Source organism: Prevotella sp. tc2-28 (assembly GCF_900107705.1).
Taxonomy (GTDB): domain Bacteria; phylum Bacteroidota; class Bacteroidia; order Bacteroidales; family Bacteroidaceae; genus Prevotella.
Genome location: NZ_FNRE01000007.1, coordinates 107,126 through 122,637, shown reverse-complemented (window position 1 = coordinate 122,637; position 15,512 = coordinate 107,126). Strand labels below are relative to the sequence as shown.

Here is a 15,512-nt window from a genome sequence, read left to right as displayed (position 1 = left end):
GTCATCAACACGAGCCTCTTTTCATTGTAAATGTGGATAGTCTTATTTCTTATTCGTAAATGTTAGACTTGACAGGCGACTTGTACCAATCGGTAGAAGTGATGGCGTTCTGACCCCACTCGTTGAATTTCAGATATGCATTCTTGATGCAAACCAGTTCCAATGGATATTTGAAGTCGTAAGGAATCATCAGACCGTGAGGGTTCTGACCGATCTTTGCCAGTTCAACAGTCTTGTTACGTGTCTTATTGAAGACAATAGGAGCCGTGTTGGGATCAGCGAGGCTGAAACTTGAAGGAACAGTAACGGTAACAACAACAGGAGCGATAACCTCTGCACCCTTAATGGTGTTGATGAAAGGTCTGCCAGTAACTCCGAAGAGGCTGTGGACTTCTTTCTGGTCGTTAATGATCGAGTTGCTGACGATATTCTTAATATAGAGCTCATCGGAAGCGCCACAAGCAACGAGGCTATACTCTACCTTTGTATCGCTGATGCGCTTAGCCTTGATAACAACATCATTGAGGTCGTAGTCACCAATTTCTGTATCCTCAAAGCAGTAGGTGTAAATGTTCTCCTCTGGCTCGGGAGGAACAATGATACCTTCAACACCACCTTCTACGTCAAGGATAATGTCGTTGAAGTCGGCATCACAACCAGACTCCCAGCAAAGCAGTAGTCTGTCGTTCAAGGTGAGCCAAGCAGCACGAGGATCGTTTGCACCAAGACCAGATGACTTGAAGTTGCCGAAGAGGTTAATCTTGTCGTTCAGACGGCCGTCACCATAGAGCTCGCCTTGTTTCTTGTCGCCAATTTCCTTGGTGCTATTGTTTCCATCCTTATGGGTGTTGGAACGTACCATGAAACCAATTTTATAGCCTTTAGGAAAGATTAAGCTTCCCTGAGTTCCCTTTTGAGGAGTACCGTCGCCCCAGAAAACCAACGCATAAGCGCCATGTTTGCCGGTGACATTCTCGTCAGTCATTGCATAGCTGTCGCTGAACTGAAGGGCTTTGTATTTAGGAAGACTCTTCAGGTAAGCAATTGGGTCTGCTTGGTTGGCAAGGTCCTCATCCTTGAAATAATAATAGTAGAGCTCAGAGTTGTAAATCTCGTATCCATAGTTGGGCGAACCGTCACGCTTGTATACGGGAGAAACAATGATGGGCTCCTTTCCGGTTGTAAAAGGGTAGACCTTCTCGTTGTACAGACCACTGCTCTTAACAAGTGGGAGGTTCTTGGCTTTGTTTACAAAGTATGAGAATACCATCTTGTTGAAGACCTCCTTGAACTCGCTGTCATAATCTACAGCGTCCATCTTCTTACTCTGATAGTCGGCCATCTGATAAAGCATCTCGTCTTTAATCCAGCCACGCGTATTGGCATAAGACGCAACGATGTTGTCAATAACCAATGTGCTCTCGTCAGGATAGACATATTCCTGAGACAGCGCTCTTCTGTTGTTGGCTTTCTGGTAAGAAACGGTATTGCCAGAAACCTTTTGTACAGAATAGCCTTTCTCAGAGATGAAAGCTACATACAAACCTTGATTGTTAGCGGGTGCATCATAGCTGAGTTTGATGGAGGCCTGACCATTTGTCTCTGCTTCGTTCAAAACCTTCATCGATGAATAAACTTCACCATCCTCGTCAGTTTCGGCAATACTTACCAATACTTGAACTCTGCTAATATCAGAGCCAGCATTGATTGTTACCTCACCGGTCGTGGTAGTACTCCAAGTTTGATTGGCATCAAAAGAAACGCCAAAAACATCATTCGCATGTTCGGTTGCTCTTTGTTCTACAAGTGAAGGATCGTACATGTCTGTGTTCTTTGTACACCCAATGAGCAACAACATACCACAAGCAAGTAAATAATACTTCTTTTTCATTTTAATAATACTATTTGGTTATGGTTGTATGGTTTATCGGGTGCAAAATTAGAAAAAAAGAAGAAAATATGTTTAATTACGGACATTAAAATAACATTATTTAACAAAGAAAAAGTTTGGTTCTCATAGGATTCCGTTGTACCTTTGCATGCAGAAAGACAATAATGACTATAACCGATGGAAAAAATAGGGAAATATACCTTTTTGGCAGAACCGTTCCATTGTGACTTCAGTGGACGGTTGTTCATGGGACATCTGGGTAATCACCTGTTAAATGCTGCAGACTTTCACTCTTCTGACCGCGGATTTGGCATGAAGTATCTCATGACGATTCAGCGCTCGTGGGTGTTGTCTCGTCTGGCTATTGAGATGGATGAGATGCCCATGCAATATACGAAATTCAACGTAGAAACCTGGGTGGAGAGTGCGATGCGCTTTTTTACCTCGCGTAACTTCGCCGTAGTGGGTGAGGATGGACACCAGTATGGTTTTGGCCGTTCTATCTGGGCTATGATTGATACAGAGAGCCGTCAGCCTACAGATATTTTCAGCATTGACAATGGTGCTATCAACAACTGGATAGTCAATGACAAGGAGTGTCCAATAGATAAAGGAGGTCGTGTGAAGATGAGCGACGAAGCAGAACTAGTTCATACCATAGATACCTATTATAATGATGTGGACATTAACGGACACATCAACTCGGTGAAGTATATTGAGCATGTGCTTGACCTTTGGCCTTTGGACTGGTATCGTGAGCATCAGGTGAAGCGATTTGAAATAGCCTATGTGGCTGAGGCTCATGCAGGCGATCAGTTGTCGTTCTACCGTGAACAGACTGACGAGCAGGCGTATTGTGTGCGTATTGTGCGTACTGATGGCACAGAGTGTTGTCGCAGTAAGGTTGTCTTCAAATAATGGTATTATGATTTCAGTAGAATCCTTACGTGTGGAGTTTGGTGTCAAACCGCTGTTTGCCGATGCTAGTTTCGTGGTCAACGATCGCGATCGTATAGCCTTGGTAGGAAAAAACGGTGCAGGAAAATCGACGTTGCTGAAAATCCTGTGTGGACAACAACAGCCAACGAGTGGGGTAGTCAGCATACCTAATGATACAACGATCGGTTATCTGCCTCAGGTTATGATACTGCAGGACAACACCACCGTCAGAGAAGAGGCTCGCAAGGCCTTTGCTGATGTCACCAAGATGAAGGAGCGCCTGGACCGGATGAACCAGCAGTTGTCGGAACGCACCGACTACGAGAGTGCCGAGTACATGACATTGGTGGAAAAGTTTACCCAGGAGCATGAGCGATACATGATGATGGGAGCTGAGAATAACGAGGCTGAGATGGAACGCACACTTGTAGGATTAGGTTTTGAACGGTCAGACTTCGACAGGCCGACAAGTGAGTTCAGCGGCGGTTGGCGTATGCGTATTGAGTTAGCCAAGATTCTGTTGCAGAAGCCTGATGTGCTATTGCTGGATGAACCTACAAACCACCTGGATATAGAGTCTATACAATGGTTGGAGCAGTTCCTTGCCCAGTCAGCAAAAGCAGTCGTATTGGTCAGTCACGATCGTGCCTTCATCAATCACGTTTCCAACCGTACACTGGAGATATCCTGTGGACGTATCGTAGATTATAAAGTAAGGTATGATGAATATGTGACGTTGCGTAAGGAGCGTCGTGAACAACAGCTGCGTGCCTATGAGAACCAGCAAAAGGAGATAGCCGAGATGCGCCAGTTTATAGAGCGTTTCCGCTATCAGGCAACTAAGGCAGTACAGGTTCAGCAGAAAATCAAACAGCTGGAAAAAATAGTACCTATTGAGATTGATGAGGTGGATAACTCTGCCATGCACCTGAAGTTCCCACCATGTTTGCGTAGTGGCGACTATCCCGTTATCTGCGACGAGGTACGCAAGGCCTACCATAGGGTAGTGTTCGATCACGTGAACCTCACTATAAAACGAGGTGAGAAGGTTGCTTTTGTCGGAAAGAATGGTGAGGGAAAATCCACGCTGGTGAAATGTATTATGGGTGAGATCCCATTTGATGGACAATTGAAAGTAGGCCATAATGTACAGATAGGCTATTTTGCCCAGAATCAGGCCCAATTATTGGATGAGAACCTGACGGTATTCGAAACGATCGATCGTGTTGCCAAGGGTGATATCCGCCTGCGTATCAACGATATACTGGGCGCCTTTATGTTTGGTGGCGAGGCCTCCGATAAAAAGGTGAAGGTTCTCAGTGGGGGTGAACGTAGTCGCCTGGCGATGATACGTTTGTTGCTTGAACCAGTAAACCTGTTGATACTTGATGAACCTACCAACCATCTGGATATGGCATCTAAGGATGTGCTGAAAGAGGCTATTCGTGCCTTTGACGGAACAGCCATCGTCGTGAGTCACGACCGTGAGTTCCTCGACGGATTGGTTACGAAGGTCTATGAGTTTGGAGGCGGTAAGGTGAAAGAGCATTTGGGAGGTATTTACGACTTCCTACAGACGAAGGAGATAAGAGAACTGAGCGAATTGGAAAATCCAGTCCGTACGGGACGGACTGCCAGTCCGCTCCCGACGGACAAGAAGTCCGCTCCCGACGGACTCACGGCAGACAACAATTCGTCAGCAAGAAATGCAAGTTATGCCGAACGCAAGGAACGTCAGAAACAATTGCGGAAGGCAGAGAAGGCCGTAGAACAGTCTGAACGCAAAATAAACGATATGGAGAGCCGACTGAAAGAGTTGGACAACCTGCTGATGAATCCAGAGAATGCCTCGAATATGGAACTGGTCACGGAATATACCTCCATCAAGCGGGCGCTTGACGAGGAAGTAGAGCGCTGGGAACAATGCTCCGAAGAAATGGAAAGACTATCTTCTAATATATAAAAAAACAAAATGACAATGAAAAAATTACTGACTGCTATGGCATTAGCAACAATGACGTTAACGTCTTCTGCACAACTTCGCTCAGGTATCAATATGAATGACCTGAACACCAGTGTGAGACCAGCTGATGACTTCTACGAGTATGCCTGTGGTGGGTGGATGAAAGCTAATCCGCTACCTGCAGCCTATTCTCGTTTCGGAAGCTTCGACCGCTTAGCTGAAGACAATAACAAACGTATTAATGGTATCCTGAAGGAACTGCTGGAAAACAGTTATCCCCAAGGAAGTGTGGAACAACAATTGAGCGACCTCTATAAACTGGCTATGGACTCCGTTCGTAGAGAGAAAGAGGGACTGACACCCGTAATGGGTGAGATTCGTGCTCTGGAGGCTGCCAAGACCAAGGATCTGATTTTCAAAATCCAGCTGTCAATGATGCCCGAGGGCGAATCGGAGTTCTTCAGTGCCTACATTGGTGCCGACGAGAAAAATGCCGCAGAGAACATCCTGAACATCAACCAGAGTGGTCTGACACTCGGACAAAAGGACTACTATCTGGAGAATGATGCTGCCACCAAGAAAATCCGTGAAGCCTACAAGATGCATATCGTGAAGATGTTCCAACTCTTCGGTTTCAAGAAAGGTGCTGCTGAGAAGAAAATGAAGAACATCATGAAGGTGGAGACGGCGCTTGCCAAGGTGTCGAAATCACGTACCGAACTGCGTGATCCTATTGCCAACTACAACAAGATGACGCTGAAAGAGTTTGAGGCGAACTATCCTCACTTCCAGCTGGAGAAGCAGATGAATGCCAAAGGTATTCAGACCCGCTATATCCAGGAGATGGTTGTAGGTCAGCCTTCGTTTATGGCAGCTGCCGACAAGATTTTCGCAGAGATGACAGCTGCAGAATATCGTGACGTGATGGAGTGGGGCATTATCGGTTCTTCGACGGGCTATCTGAATGATGCCGTCCGCGCGGAGGATTTTGAATTCTATGGCAAAGTGTTCTCCGGTCGTCAACAAGACCATCCGCTATGGCGACGCTCTACTAATCAGGTGCAGAGCATGATGGGTGAAGCCTTGGGACGAATCTATGTGAAGAAATACTTCCCTGCCTCTTCCAAGGAGCGCATGAAGACCTTGGTGGAAAATCTGCGCATTGCTCTTGGAGAGCGTATCGCTGCTCAGGATTGGATGGACGATTCAACCAAGGTGAATGCGTTGTTGAAACTCAATACCTTCTATGTCAAGATTGGATATCCTGACCGTTGGATAGATATGTCAAACCTGAAAATCGATGCGAAAAAATCTTACTATGAGAATATTAAGGAATGTCGTCGTTTCTGGACTGCTTGGCGAATCAATCACACAGCTGGAAAACCTGTTGACCGAGATGACTGGCATATGACTCCACAAACGGTCAATGCATACTATAATCCGACAACAAATGAGATTTGTTTCCCCGCTGGTATCCTGCAAGTTCCATTCTTTGACCCGACTGCTGACGATGCCTTCAATTATGGTGCTATCGGTGTCGTAATCGGACATGAAATGACTCACGGATTTGATGACCAGGGACGTCGCTATGACAAGGATGGTAATATGCATGACTGGTGGACAGATGCAGACGGAAAGAACTTTACACAACGAACGGACAAATATGCCGATTTCTTCTCTAAGATTCAAGTGCTTCCAGACCTCAATGCCAACGGTCGACTGACACTCGGTGAGAACTTGGCAGACCATGGTGGTTTGCAAGTTGCATTCACGGCTTACAAGAATGCCACCAAACGTAATCCGTTGCCTGTGATAGATGGACTGACAGCCGACCAACGCTTCTTCCTGGCCTATGCAGGTGTATGGGCAGGTAACATTACGGAGGCAGAGATTCGTAATCGTACGAAGAGTGATCCTCACTCACTGGGACGTTACCGTGTGAATGGAGCCCTTCCGCATATTGATATGTGGTATGATGCCTTTGGTGTGAAAGAAGGTGACAAAATGTTCATTCCCAAGTCAGAACGCTTACCATTGTGGTAGGAAATTGTGCTAAAAACACAAAAATGCCGTCGTAAATGTAAATTTACGGCGGTTTTTTATGGTGTTTATAAAAAAATCACTATCTTTGCATCAATTTGTTAAATTACTACTTTCGATGATGACTGATAATCAACTAAATAACGAACAAACCCAGAGGACTGTTCGACCCCAGCAAGTATTGAAACGGGAAGAACAGCCAGAGCAAGAGCCGGTACTGATGGCGCAGGCCATGCAGCAAGCTCAGGCGGAAGGGAAATGCTGTCCTTTCTGTGGTGCCATTAATGCTCCTGAGGCAATGTTTTGTGCCCAATGCGGACAACCCATAAGTAAAACAACGTGCCCCCACTGTGGAGCAGAGATGGATCCTGATGCTGATTTCTGTGAGGTATGTCATCGCTATATCAAAAAAGACGTTTGCTCTTTCTGTGGGGCACACCTGACAGGAAACGAGGCCTACTGTCCGGAATGTGGAAGCCCTCGGGGTGGAATGGTCTGCCCAACATGTCATACCTTGAATGAGTTCGCTTTCTGCAAGAAATGTGGAACCGCTCTGACTGAAGAGGCTCGCCAGATGATGAAGGAAATGCAGAAGAGCCCGGATTATCAGGAATTGCTGGAAATCGTACAAGACTATTCGAGACTGGAAAATGCCTTGCCTTACAACTCGGAACGGGACGTCGTCAGAGAACAGATGAACATTAAGCTTCGTGAACGAGTGCTGACATTGTTAGCCAAGGACGAGGGCGTGGAAAATCCGGTTATCCCCAAGGTTGAATCGAAACGCATGACCAAGGAGGAGTTGGAAGAGCAGAAGAAAATCAAAATAAAGATGCTGTCATCTATACTCGATAAGTTGGCAGTATCGCCAATGACATCACCCGTAAAAGCCCGTAATTATGCAATGGCCTCCAAACCTGTTGGAGTCAGGCTGGCATGGGTGTGCAACTACAAGCATGCTATGCACAGCAGTCCCTGTGGTTGCGCCAAGCCACATATGGGAGGCAAATGGGTTGTGTTGGGGAAAAATAGCACAGAAGAAATTAAAGACGACAAGTAAAAGCAAAAATGGACGAGACCATAAGAAAACCAGATAATCAAGTTTCGATAACTTCGACCATACGTGTCGATGCTTCTCCGACTTCTATTACCAATCCCAGTGCTACTGTTAGGCCCAATGTCAGAGACCGAAAACAGAGTGTCTCCATTGATTTTCTCTTGAAGGGTCGTGCCTATCGTGGCATCAAGTGCCTTAGTGAAAATTCCGGTGAGGCACAAGTGTATCTAGTCGAAGACGACGAGGGCAACAAGATGGTTTTAAAGATTTATTATCCGAACTTTACCATCAAGAAGACGCTTATGCGCATCATCCAGAACTTCAATATGGAGATGCTGGTGAAAATTGTCGACTATGGCAAGACTTATGTGGAGGGCAAGAGCCGTGATTATGAACTGATGGAGTATCTGAACGGTGGAACATTAGCAGACTACGACTTGGATGGAGACTTTAATCAGTTCCGACGCATAGCCCTTCAGGCTGCTGCCGCGTTAGCCTATTGTCATAACTGTAACATTATCCACAAGGATATCAAGCCAAGTAATTATTTTTTCCGCGATAAAGAACACAAGGAAATCGTATTGGGTGACTTCGGAATCTCCAGTGTGATGGATGCTAACGAACGTCTTCATCGCACTACTCAGGCTCGTACGCCAGTCTATGCAGCTCCGGAGATGTATAATGACGTGATAGACGGCGAGGTGGAAATCACACCTGCCGTTGATTTCTATGCCCTGGGTATCACGCTGATGACGCTCTGGCTGGGAGAAAATCCTCTGAGCCAGAATGAACGCGTTATGATGCGTAAGAAAAACGAGGGACGCTTACCTCGTATCAACGAACTACCCGACCGCGTGAAGATGATTGTCCAGGGATTGACAGCTGTCAACCCCCAGAGCCGTTGGGGCTATGATGAGGTGGAGCGCTGGTTCTTAGGAGAAAACGTGAAAGTTGATGTATCGTCGCCGATATTGAAATATCGTAGCTTTGTCGTAGATCCAGAGCAGAACCTTGTAGCCGATAATGTTCACGAGCTGATTCCTCTGCTTTTGGATAACGAGCGACTGGCTATCAACTATTTGTATAATGGGCGTATTGCCAATTGGTTGGAACAGTGCGGTAATGTCAAGCTTAGTTCAGCAGTCAAGGACATTGTTGTCAATCGCTACCCCGTGGACCAGAAAGCAGGCTTGATGGCTGCTGTCTATGTCATGGAGCCAACCTACCCGTACAAGGATATACGTGGTAACTTGTGTGACGATATCCATAGTGCTGCAATCTCCATCCTGAGCTATCAGGAAGAATATTCGGTGATACTGAGAAATCCTAACGACAGCTTCTTCCTGTATGTAGAGTCTCACTCGAAGGCTGATGTCAACCGACTTCGCAGTTATTTCTCGCCCGACAGTCATATTGAATTCCGTATCGCTATTCTGAAGACCGCCTATGAGATTGACAAGGAAATTCCATTTTTGGCCAAGTATTCTTCTTCTTCGCTTAGTGATATTGTACATGCGTTTGGACATGAACAGTGTTCTGAGGATGAGTGGATGAGCCTGAGCGATGGTCGTCTGCTGTCGTGGATGTATAGTCATGAAGACAAGATGGCTTGTGAGGCCTTACGCATTATGACCAATGGTTGTCAACCTACTCGTTCCTTAGGATACAAAGTCTTGTACAACATAGACCGAGATGTCGCCTATGATTTGCTTGACGCAAACACCCCTTACAAGGTGGGTGAGATACTGCGTGAGCAGATGAAAGACTGGCAGCATCTGACTGAACAGGAGTTTGCAGAAAAGATAGATGATTATGCGAATCCGAATGGTCGTTTTGCCTATTTCGCCAAATTGCATGGATGGTATGAGCAACTAAATATGGCACGTTCCTGCTTCGATTTGAAGAGTGAGGATAATCAACATCGTCTGGGTGCTTACGACCTGCGAACAGCTGCCTATCGCTTCTGTCGCGCTTTAGGTGTTACACCTTCCTATGTCCTGGAAAATGGAGTGGAACTGAAAGATATTGATTCCATAGACAAACAGGCTCAGCGCTCGCTATTGATAGGCGAGATGAAACGGGGAGCTTTGTCGCAATGGCTGTCTGTGTTCTTCCATGAGGATCCCAATCAGGATTTCAGCGAAGATTATAGCTATGAACGCAGATTGGAACTATGGCTGCTCTATCTGGGAGAAATTGATCAAAACCAGAAATACTATAAACGATATGTCAATGCCAAGGAGGAGACAGCACACAAATATACGGAAGTGCGATCAGGTTACCACCGGGCAAAGGCAAAAGAAAAGACCTGGCGTATCGTGTTCTATGTGTTGTGTGGCCTTTGGGTTCTTCTGCTCATGTTCTTGGGTATTGACAATCGCCATTATGTACTGCATCATTCGTTCTTAATGATTTCGTTGCCATTAGGTGGTATGTCTGCTGTCATTGTGGGAATGCGAGCCTATTTCCGAGGGTTTGGTTTCATGTTCTCCGCATTATGGGGACTGTTGGGCTATCTCTCGTCCTATCTTGTTGTGTTTGTTCTTACCTATGTCAACACGTCGCATTACAGGCTGTTCATTCCGGTTCTCATTGTCATTACATTAGTATATATGTTGATATGCCATCTGACTGATTTCCGAGGCGACTCGAAGACAGACAGTCAGCTGATCAACGAGGTAATGGAAGACGACATCAAGTCAACACTCTTAGAACCTTTATATTATACGTTTAAACAGAAGTCGTTCAAGTTTAAGGGGTCGAAATTCGGTATGTTGGATGATGTGGCTAATCAAATACGATCCATCAGTGGCGAGTCAGTGTTACATTATGTATTATGGAGCATGATGATTGGCTTACTGTTGCTGGAATTTGTGGTGATGAGTCCGAAACTGCTGAATTATCATCCTGATTTGGACAACATCAAGCTAAATCCGAGTGGGGTAGTGAAACAGTTACAAAAGGATGTCGAGTAAATATGGTTTGTGAGCATTGTCATAAAGAGAACCGGTCGATAGCGAAGTTCTGCAAATGGTGTGGTAAACCGCTCTCCCTGCCGAATGTCCTTGACCGTATGGTCGGTCTCGAAGAGGTCAAGCAGCAATTGAAGACGGTGGTTGACACTTACACCTATCTGCATTCCCGTAAGGACGTCATGAAAGTACGCCTGAGTGTCAATACTATAATTATAGGTGAGACAGGAACAGGTAAGACCGCTTTGTCGGAAGTGATCCGTGACTATTTCTATCAGCATAAGATTATCGAAAAGCCTAAGTTGACGATGGTTGACGCCGTAGACTATCAGCGTTTTGTCGACAAGTGGGATGATAATGTGAAGAAAGCCAAGGGAGGCATTCTCTTCTTTGACAATGTGCAGAAACTATTGCCAGACCGCTATTCCAATCAAGTGAACCCCCTTGACAAATTGTTTGTTGAGATGGACAAGTGGGATGAGAATCCCATTGTCATCATGTCGGGTCTTCCGAAGGGTCTTGATGACTTTCTGACAGCAAACCCAGCTGCCCGTAATCGCTTTAAGTATACTTTCCGTCTGCCTACTCCGGGGTGTCAGGAGTTGTGTGATATTTGCAAGATGGAGATGCGCACCAAATATGGTATTTCTGCCTATACACCTGAAGCAGAGCATAAGTTGCAACGCTTCTTCCAATATCAACTAAAGGTAAAAGACGAGACATTTGGTTATGCACATGTGGCTATCAAGACAGCAGAGGATATCTTTACCTCGTTTATCAGTCGGGGAGCCAATGCTGTCATGGTTGAAGAACAGGACATTCGCGGATATGTACCCAAGGAGCGCTCATTAGAGGAAATCCTGGGCGACTTGGATGCCTATATCGGAATGGATGAGGTAAAGAAAGCTGTTCGCGAGATTGCCTTCACCATACACAATAACGTCCAACGTGCAGAACGAGGACTGGGTGATATGTCGAAGATGGGTATCCACATTGTGTTGACAGGTAATCCTGGAACAGGTAAGACCACAATAGCCCGCAAGTTGGGTGAGATATTGGAGTCTATAGGTTATTTGGATAGCGGTCATGTGGTTGAAGTCGATCGTTCCAAGATGGTCAGCCCTTATCAAGGTGAAACCCCCAAGGTGGTAGACCGTCTTTGTGACAAAGCGATGGGTGGCATCCTATTTGTTGATGAGGCCTATACGCTGGCTCCTCTCAGCCAGAGTGGGGAACGTGATAACCAAGGCGCACAGGCTTTGGAACAGTTGATGAAACGCATGGAGGATGACCGAGGCAAGTTTGTGGTCATTGCAGCAGGTTACCGTACGGAAATGGAAAACCTGTTTCGTGTCAATGTCGGATTCCGTAGTCGATTCAGTTATTTCCTCAATATCGAAGATTATAATCCCGACCAGTTGTATCAGATTATGGGTGTCTTCGCCAAGGAGAAGAAATACCAGTTCTCTCCAGAAGCAGAGGAATTGACACTCAAGATGATAACGGAAATGTATAATGCGCGTGAGAAAGACTTTGCCAATGGTCGTACCATGCGCCAGCTTTTCGATAAGATATGTGCTAAGCAGGCAGAGCGCTTGCAGAAAGCGGATATATCAACCGTTTCTAATGAAGAACTGATGACCATTACAGCATCAGATATTCCTTATGAGGCTCCTAAGGCTGTTGACTATACTGACTGTCTGGCTAAGTTGAATGGTATGGTAGGATTGGCTGCCGTTAAGAAAGAAATATCTAATCTGGCGGCTTTCCTCAATTTGCAAATCCGACGTGGTGAGAGCAATACGTTCCAAGGCAAGCATTATGTCTTCTCGGGTAATCCAGGAACAGGTAAAACCACGGTAGCCCGTATTATGGCAGATGTGTTCCGCACGTTAGGCATTTTGTCTCGAGGTCAATTGGTCGAGGCCGACCGTTCTAAGCTTGTGGCTGGGTACTCCGGACAGACGGCTATCAAAACCAACCAGTTGATTGATTCGGCAATGGGTGGCGTCCTGTTCATTGATGAGGCTTATACCCTGAAGTCGAATGATCAGGATAGTTTTGGTGCGGAAGCTATTGACACCTTGTTGAAGCGTCTGGAGGACGACCGTGGTAAGTTTATCTGTATCGTGGCAGGCTATACTGACCAGATGCACGACTTCATCGACTCCAATCCGGGACTGAAGAGTCGTTTCACTCAGACTATCCATTTCGACGACTATACGCCTGATGAACTGACGGAGATATTCCTCAATCTGGCAAAGGACAAGAGCTTTACCATTGATGAGGAAACGCGTAGTGCCATTCATCGACAGTTTGAACAGTTATATCTGCGTCGTGACAAGAATTTCGGCAATGCTCGTGAGGCTCGTCGCATTTTTGATCAGGCTGTTGAAAAGCAGAGCCAGCGTCTCGTTTCAGAGATGAATAATCCTGATTTCAATAATGAGGATATGTACCGTCTGACGGTTGCTGATCTGCCTGCTGCACAAAGTGAACAGGCTCGTCCGCTTGACGAGGTACTGAATGAACTTGACGAGTTCATTGGTATGCGAACCGTGAAGAATATGATTCGCCGTCTGGCTGTTCAGAGCATGTTTATGAAACAGCGAGCTGCTATGGGGGCCGGTAAGGTGCAGCAGATGTCTATGAATTTCGTCCTTACTGGTAATCCTGGTACGGGAAAGACGTCGATAGCCCGTAAGATGGGCGAGGTGCTCCAGTCGATGGAGATATTGCCGACAAGTCGTGTTATCGAAGCTAGTAGGGCAACACTTGTAGGCAAGTATATGGGAGAGACTCCCAAGATTGTGAATAACATGTGTGACAAGGCTATGGGTGGCATCCTGTTCATCGATGAGGCTTATACGCTGTCGTCGGAGAACGACCAATATGGTAAGGAGGCCATTGATACGCTGATGAAACGCATGGAAGACGATCGTGGTAAGTTTGTTGTCATAGCAGCCGGCTACCATGATGAGATGGAAACCTTCCTGGCTGTCAACCCAGGACTAGCCAGTCGTTTCACCCATAAGTTGCACATAGACGACTATAATGAAGATGAGCTGTTGGCTATCTACAAGAAGATGGCTTCGAAAGATAACTACAAGTTGTCACCGGAAGCAGAGTTCAAGCTGATGGACCTCATCTGTCGCAAAGTGCTCAATAAGGATAAGTCGTTTGGTAATGCCCGTGAGATGCGCAATATGCTCGATGCCACCATCCAGCAGCTCTCCATGCGTGTTAGTGGCCTGTCGCCATCTGAGATTACTCAAGAGACTTACCAACTGATCATGCCAGAAGATATTAAAGATGTAATATGATAATTTGTCCAAGTTGTAAAGAAGAGATAGAGGACGATTCACGATATTGTGATCAATGTGGTCAGGAATTGGTCTATTGCAGCAGTTGTGGTCGTGTGGGAATAGGGCGTCGCTGTACCTATTGCGGTGGTCTGATGATTAGTGCCGAGGAAAAATTGTCGGGCGGCTCATTCCAAGGACAGGCTATGTCAGCTCCCACGTCACCATCCCTTTTCCAGCAGACCTCTCGTCGTACTCCTGAGGGTTCGCAGTCGCTATTACAAAATGGGGTTCCCACGTTGACGCTCTATAACCCTACGTTAGATATTCGTATGGTAGGTGTCAATGGAGCCATCATCGGCAGACGTCAAGGTCCCTATCAAAAGTTGTTCGAAGGAAACATGTATATTTCAGGTGTCCATGCCCAGCTTATCTATAAGCCGGAAAGTGGCTGGTGTATTATTGACAAACACTCGTCCAATGGCACCAAACTAAATCAGCGTGACTTGATGCCAGACATCCCGATGACCATCAAGAGTGGTGACATCATCACGTTGGCTAATATTAATTTGCAAGTAAGCATTAATTAAATGAGTAGAATTGTATTAACGGCAGCAAGCCGTATAGGATGTGTCAGGAGTAACAATGAAGATATGGTGCTGGCATACAATCAATTTGTACGCAGCGACGCCTACGAGACTGAGTTCATGACTGAGAATTGTGACCGCTTTGCCATTGCGTTAGCTGATGGGATGGGGGGGCATAATGCTGGTGAGGTGGCCAGTGAGGATACCCTTGTCAATCTGAAATTTTTTATCAGTGACTTGCCCATGGGTCTCAATCCTGATGAGTTTCATCTGATGATTAACGAATGGTTGAAATCCATCAATCAGATCATTAATTCAAAGGGTACGGAAGACGAGTCGCTCCGTGAGATGGGAACCACACTTGTCGGAGTGCTTTACTATAACAGACGGTACTACTGGATCAATTGTGGTGACAGTCGCCTTTACCGACTCCGTCAAGGTCATCTCACCCAACTGACCATAGACCATTCGCTGATTAATCCCCATAGTGCTAAGCAACATTGTAGTATCGTCACCAACTGCATAGGTGCAGGATGTAAAACGTCGTATATCGACTTCTATGACATGACGGAAGACATACAGCCCGACGATGCCTATCTGCTTTGTTCTGACGGACTGAATGATATGATTTCCGACGAAGCAATAGAAGGGCTGATGAATAAACAGAGTTCTGCCAATGCACTTTGCGAGGCAGCCATAGCAGAAGGAGGTTTTGACAATGTCTCAACCTGCATATTCCACATATATCCCTCAAATTAAAA

General features: G+C 46.0%; 9 protein-coding genes. 8 read left to right on the top strand and 1 reads right to left on the bottom strand.

Annotated elements, in window-relative coordinates:
• Window positions 1-49: 49 nt before the first annotated feature.
• Window positions 50-1,891 (bottom strand): LruC domain-containing protein, encoded by a 1,842-nt coding sequence (locus BLU47_RS07975; RefSeq protein ID WP_091960865.1) that lies wholly within the window; start codon window positions 1,889-1,891, stop codon window positions 50-52.
• Window positions 1,892-2,068: 177 nt separating this feature from the next.
• Here BLU47_RS07975 and BLU47_RS07970 point away from each other — a divergent pair, with 177 nt between their 5' ends.
• The 8 genes from BLU47_RS07970 (at window position 2,069) to BLU47_RS07935 (ending at window position 15,510) form a co-directional block, all read left to right on the top strand.
• Window positions 2,069-2,809: an acyl-[acyl-carrier-protein] thioesterase gene (locus BLU47_RS07970; RefSeq protein WP_091960863.1), complete on the top strand. Its 741-nt coding sequence runs from the start codon at window positions 2,069-2,071 to the stop codon at window positions 2,807-2,809.
• A gap of 7 nt (window positions 2,810-2,816) precedes the next feature.
• A complete protein-coding gene (locus BLU47_RS07965) occupies window positions 2,817-4,793 on the top strand; it encodes an ABC-F family ATP-binding cassette domain-containing protein (RefSeq protein ID WP_091960860.1) in 1,977 nt (658 codons plus the stop codon).
• Between the two features lie 9 nt (window positions 4,794-4,802).
• Window positions 4,803-6,836 carry a M13 family metallopeptidase gene (locus tag BLU47_RS07960; RefSeq protein WP_091960857.1) on the top strand — a complete coding sequence of 678 codons (2,034 nt, stop codon included), beginning with the start codon at window positions 4,803-4,805 and terminating at the stop codon, window positions 6,834-6,836.
• A 178-nt stretch (window positions 6,837-7,014) separates the two neighbouring features.
• A complete protein-coding gene (locus BLU47_RS07955; RefSeq protein WP_176780500.1) occupies window positions 7,015-7,893 on the top strand; it encodes a zinc ribbon domain-containing protein in 879 nt (292 codons plus the stop codon).
• 8 nt (window positions 7,894-7,901) lie between these two features.
• Window positions 7,902-10,865, top strand: coding sequence for a protein kinase domain-containing protein (locus BLU47_RS07950; RefSeq protein WP_091960852.1), 2,964 nt, complete (start codon window positions 7,902-7,904; stop codon window positions 10,863-10,865).
• 2 nt (window positions 10,866-10,867) lie between these two features.
• Window positions 10,868-14,185: an AAA family ATPase gene (locus tag BLU47_RS07945; protein ID WP_091960849.1), complete on the top strand. Its 3,318-nt coding sequence runs from the start codon at window positions 10,868-10,870 to the stop codon at window positions 14,183-14,185.
• Window positions 14,182-14,754 (top strand): FHA domain-containing protein, encoded by a 573-nt coding sequence (locus BLU47_RS07940; protein WP_091960847.1) that lies wholly within the window; start codon window positions 14,182-14,184, stop codon window positions 14,752-14,754. Before BLU47_RS07945 ends, BLU47_RS07940 begins: the two co-directional genes overlap by 4 nt.
• Window positions 14,755-15,510: a PP2C family protein-serine/threonine phosphatase gene (locus BLU47_RS07935; RefSeq protein ID WP_091960844.1), complete on the top strand. Its 756-nt coding sequence runs from the start codon at window positions 14,755-14,757 to the stop codon at window positions 15,508-15,510. It begins immediately after the preceding gene.
• Window positions 15,511-15,512 lie beyond the last annotated feature (2 nt).

What these genes read in the sequence shown, in the direction of transcription:
- BLU47_RS07975 (WP_091960865.1), bottom strand. Translation starts at nt 1,891, where the DNA reads ATGAAAAAGAAGTATTATTTACTTGCTTGTGGTATGTTGTTGCTCATT.
- BLU47_RS07970 (WP_091960863.1), top strand. Translation starts at nt 2,069, where the DNA reads ATGGAAAAAATAGGGAAATATACCTTTTTGGCAGAACCGTTCCATTGT.
- BLU47_RS07965 (WP_091960860.1), top strand. Translation starts at nt 2,817, where the DNA reads ATGATTTCAGTAGAATCCTTACGTGTGGAGTTTGGTGTCAAACCGCTG.
- BLU47_RS07960 (WP_091960857.1), top strand. Translation starts at nt 4,803, where the DNA reads ATGACAATGAAAAAATTACTGACTGCTATGGCATTAGCAACAATGACG.
- BLU47_RS07950 (WP_091960852.1), top strand. Translation starts at nt 7,902, where the DNA reads ATGGACGAGACCATAAGAAAACCAGATAATCAAGTTTCGATAACTTCG.
- BLU47_RS07945 (WP_091960849.1), top strand. Translation starts at nt 10,868, where the DNA reads ATGGTTTGTGAGCATTGTCATAAAGAGAACCGGTCGATAGCGAAGTTC.
- BLU47_RS07940 (WP_091960847.1), top strand. Translation starts at nt 14,182, where the DNA reads ATGATAATTTGTCCAAGTTGTAAAGAAGAGATAGAGGACGATTCACGA.
- BLU47_RS07935 (WP_091960844.1), top strand. Translation starts at nt 14,755, where the DNA reads ATGAGTAGAATTGTATTAACGGCAGCAAGCCGTATAGGATGTGTCAGG.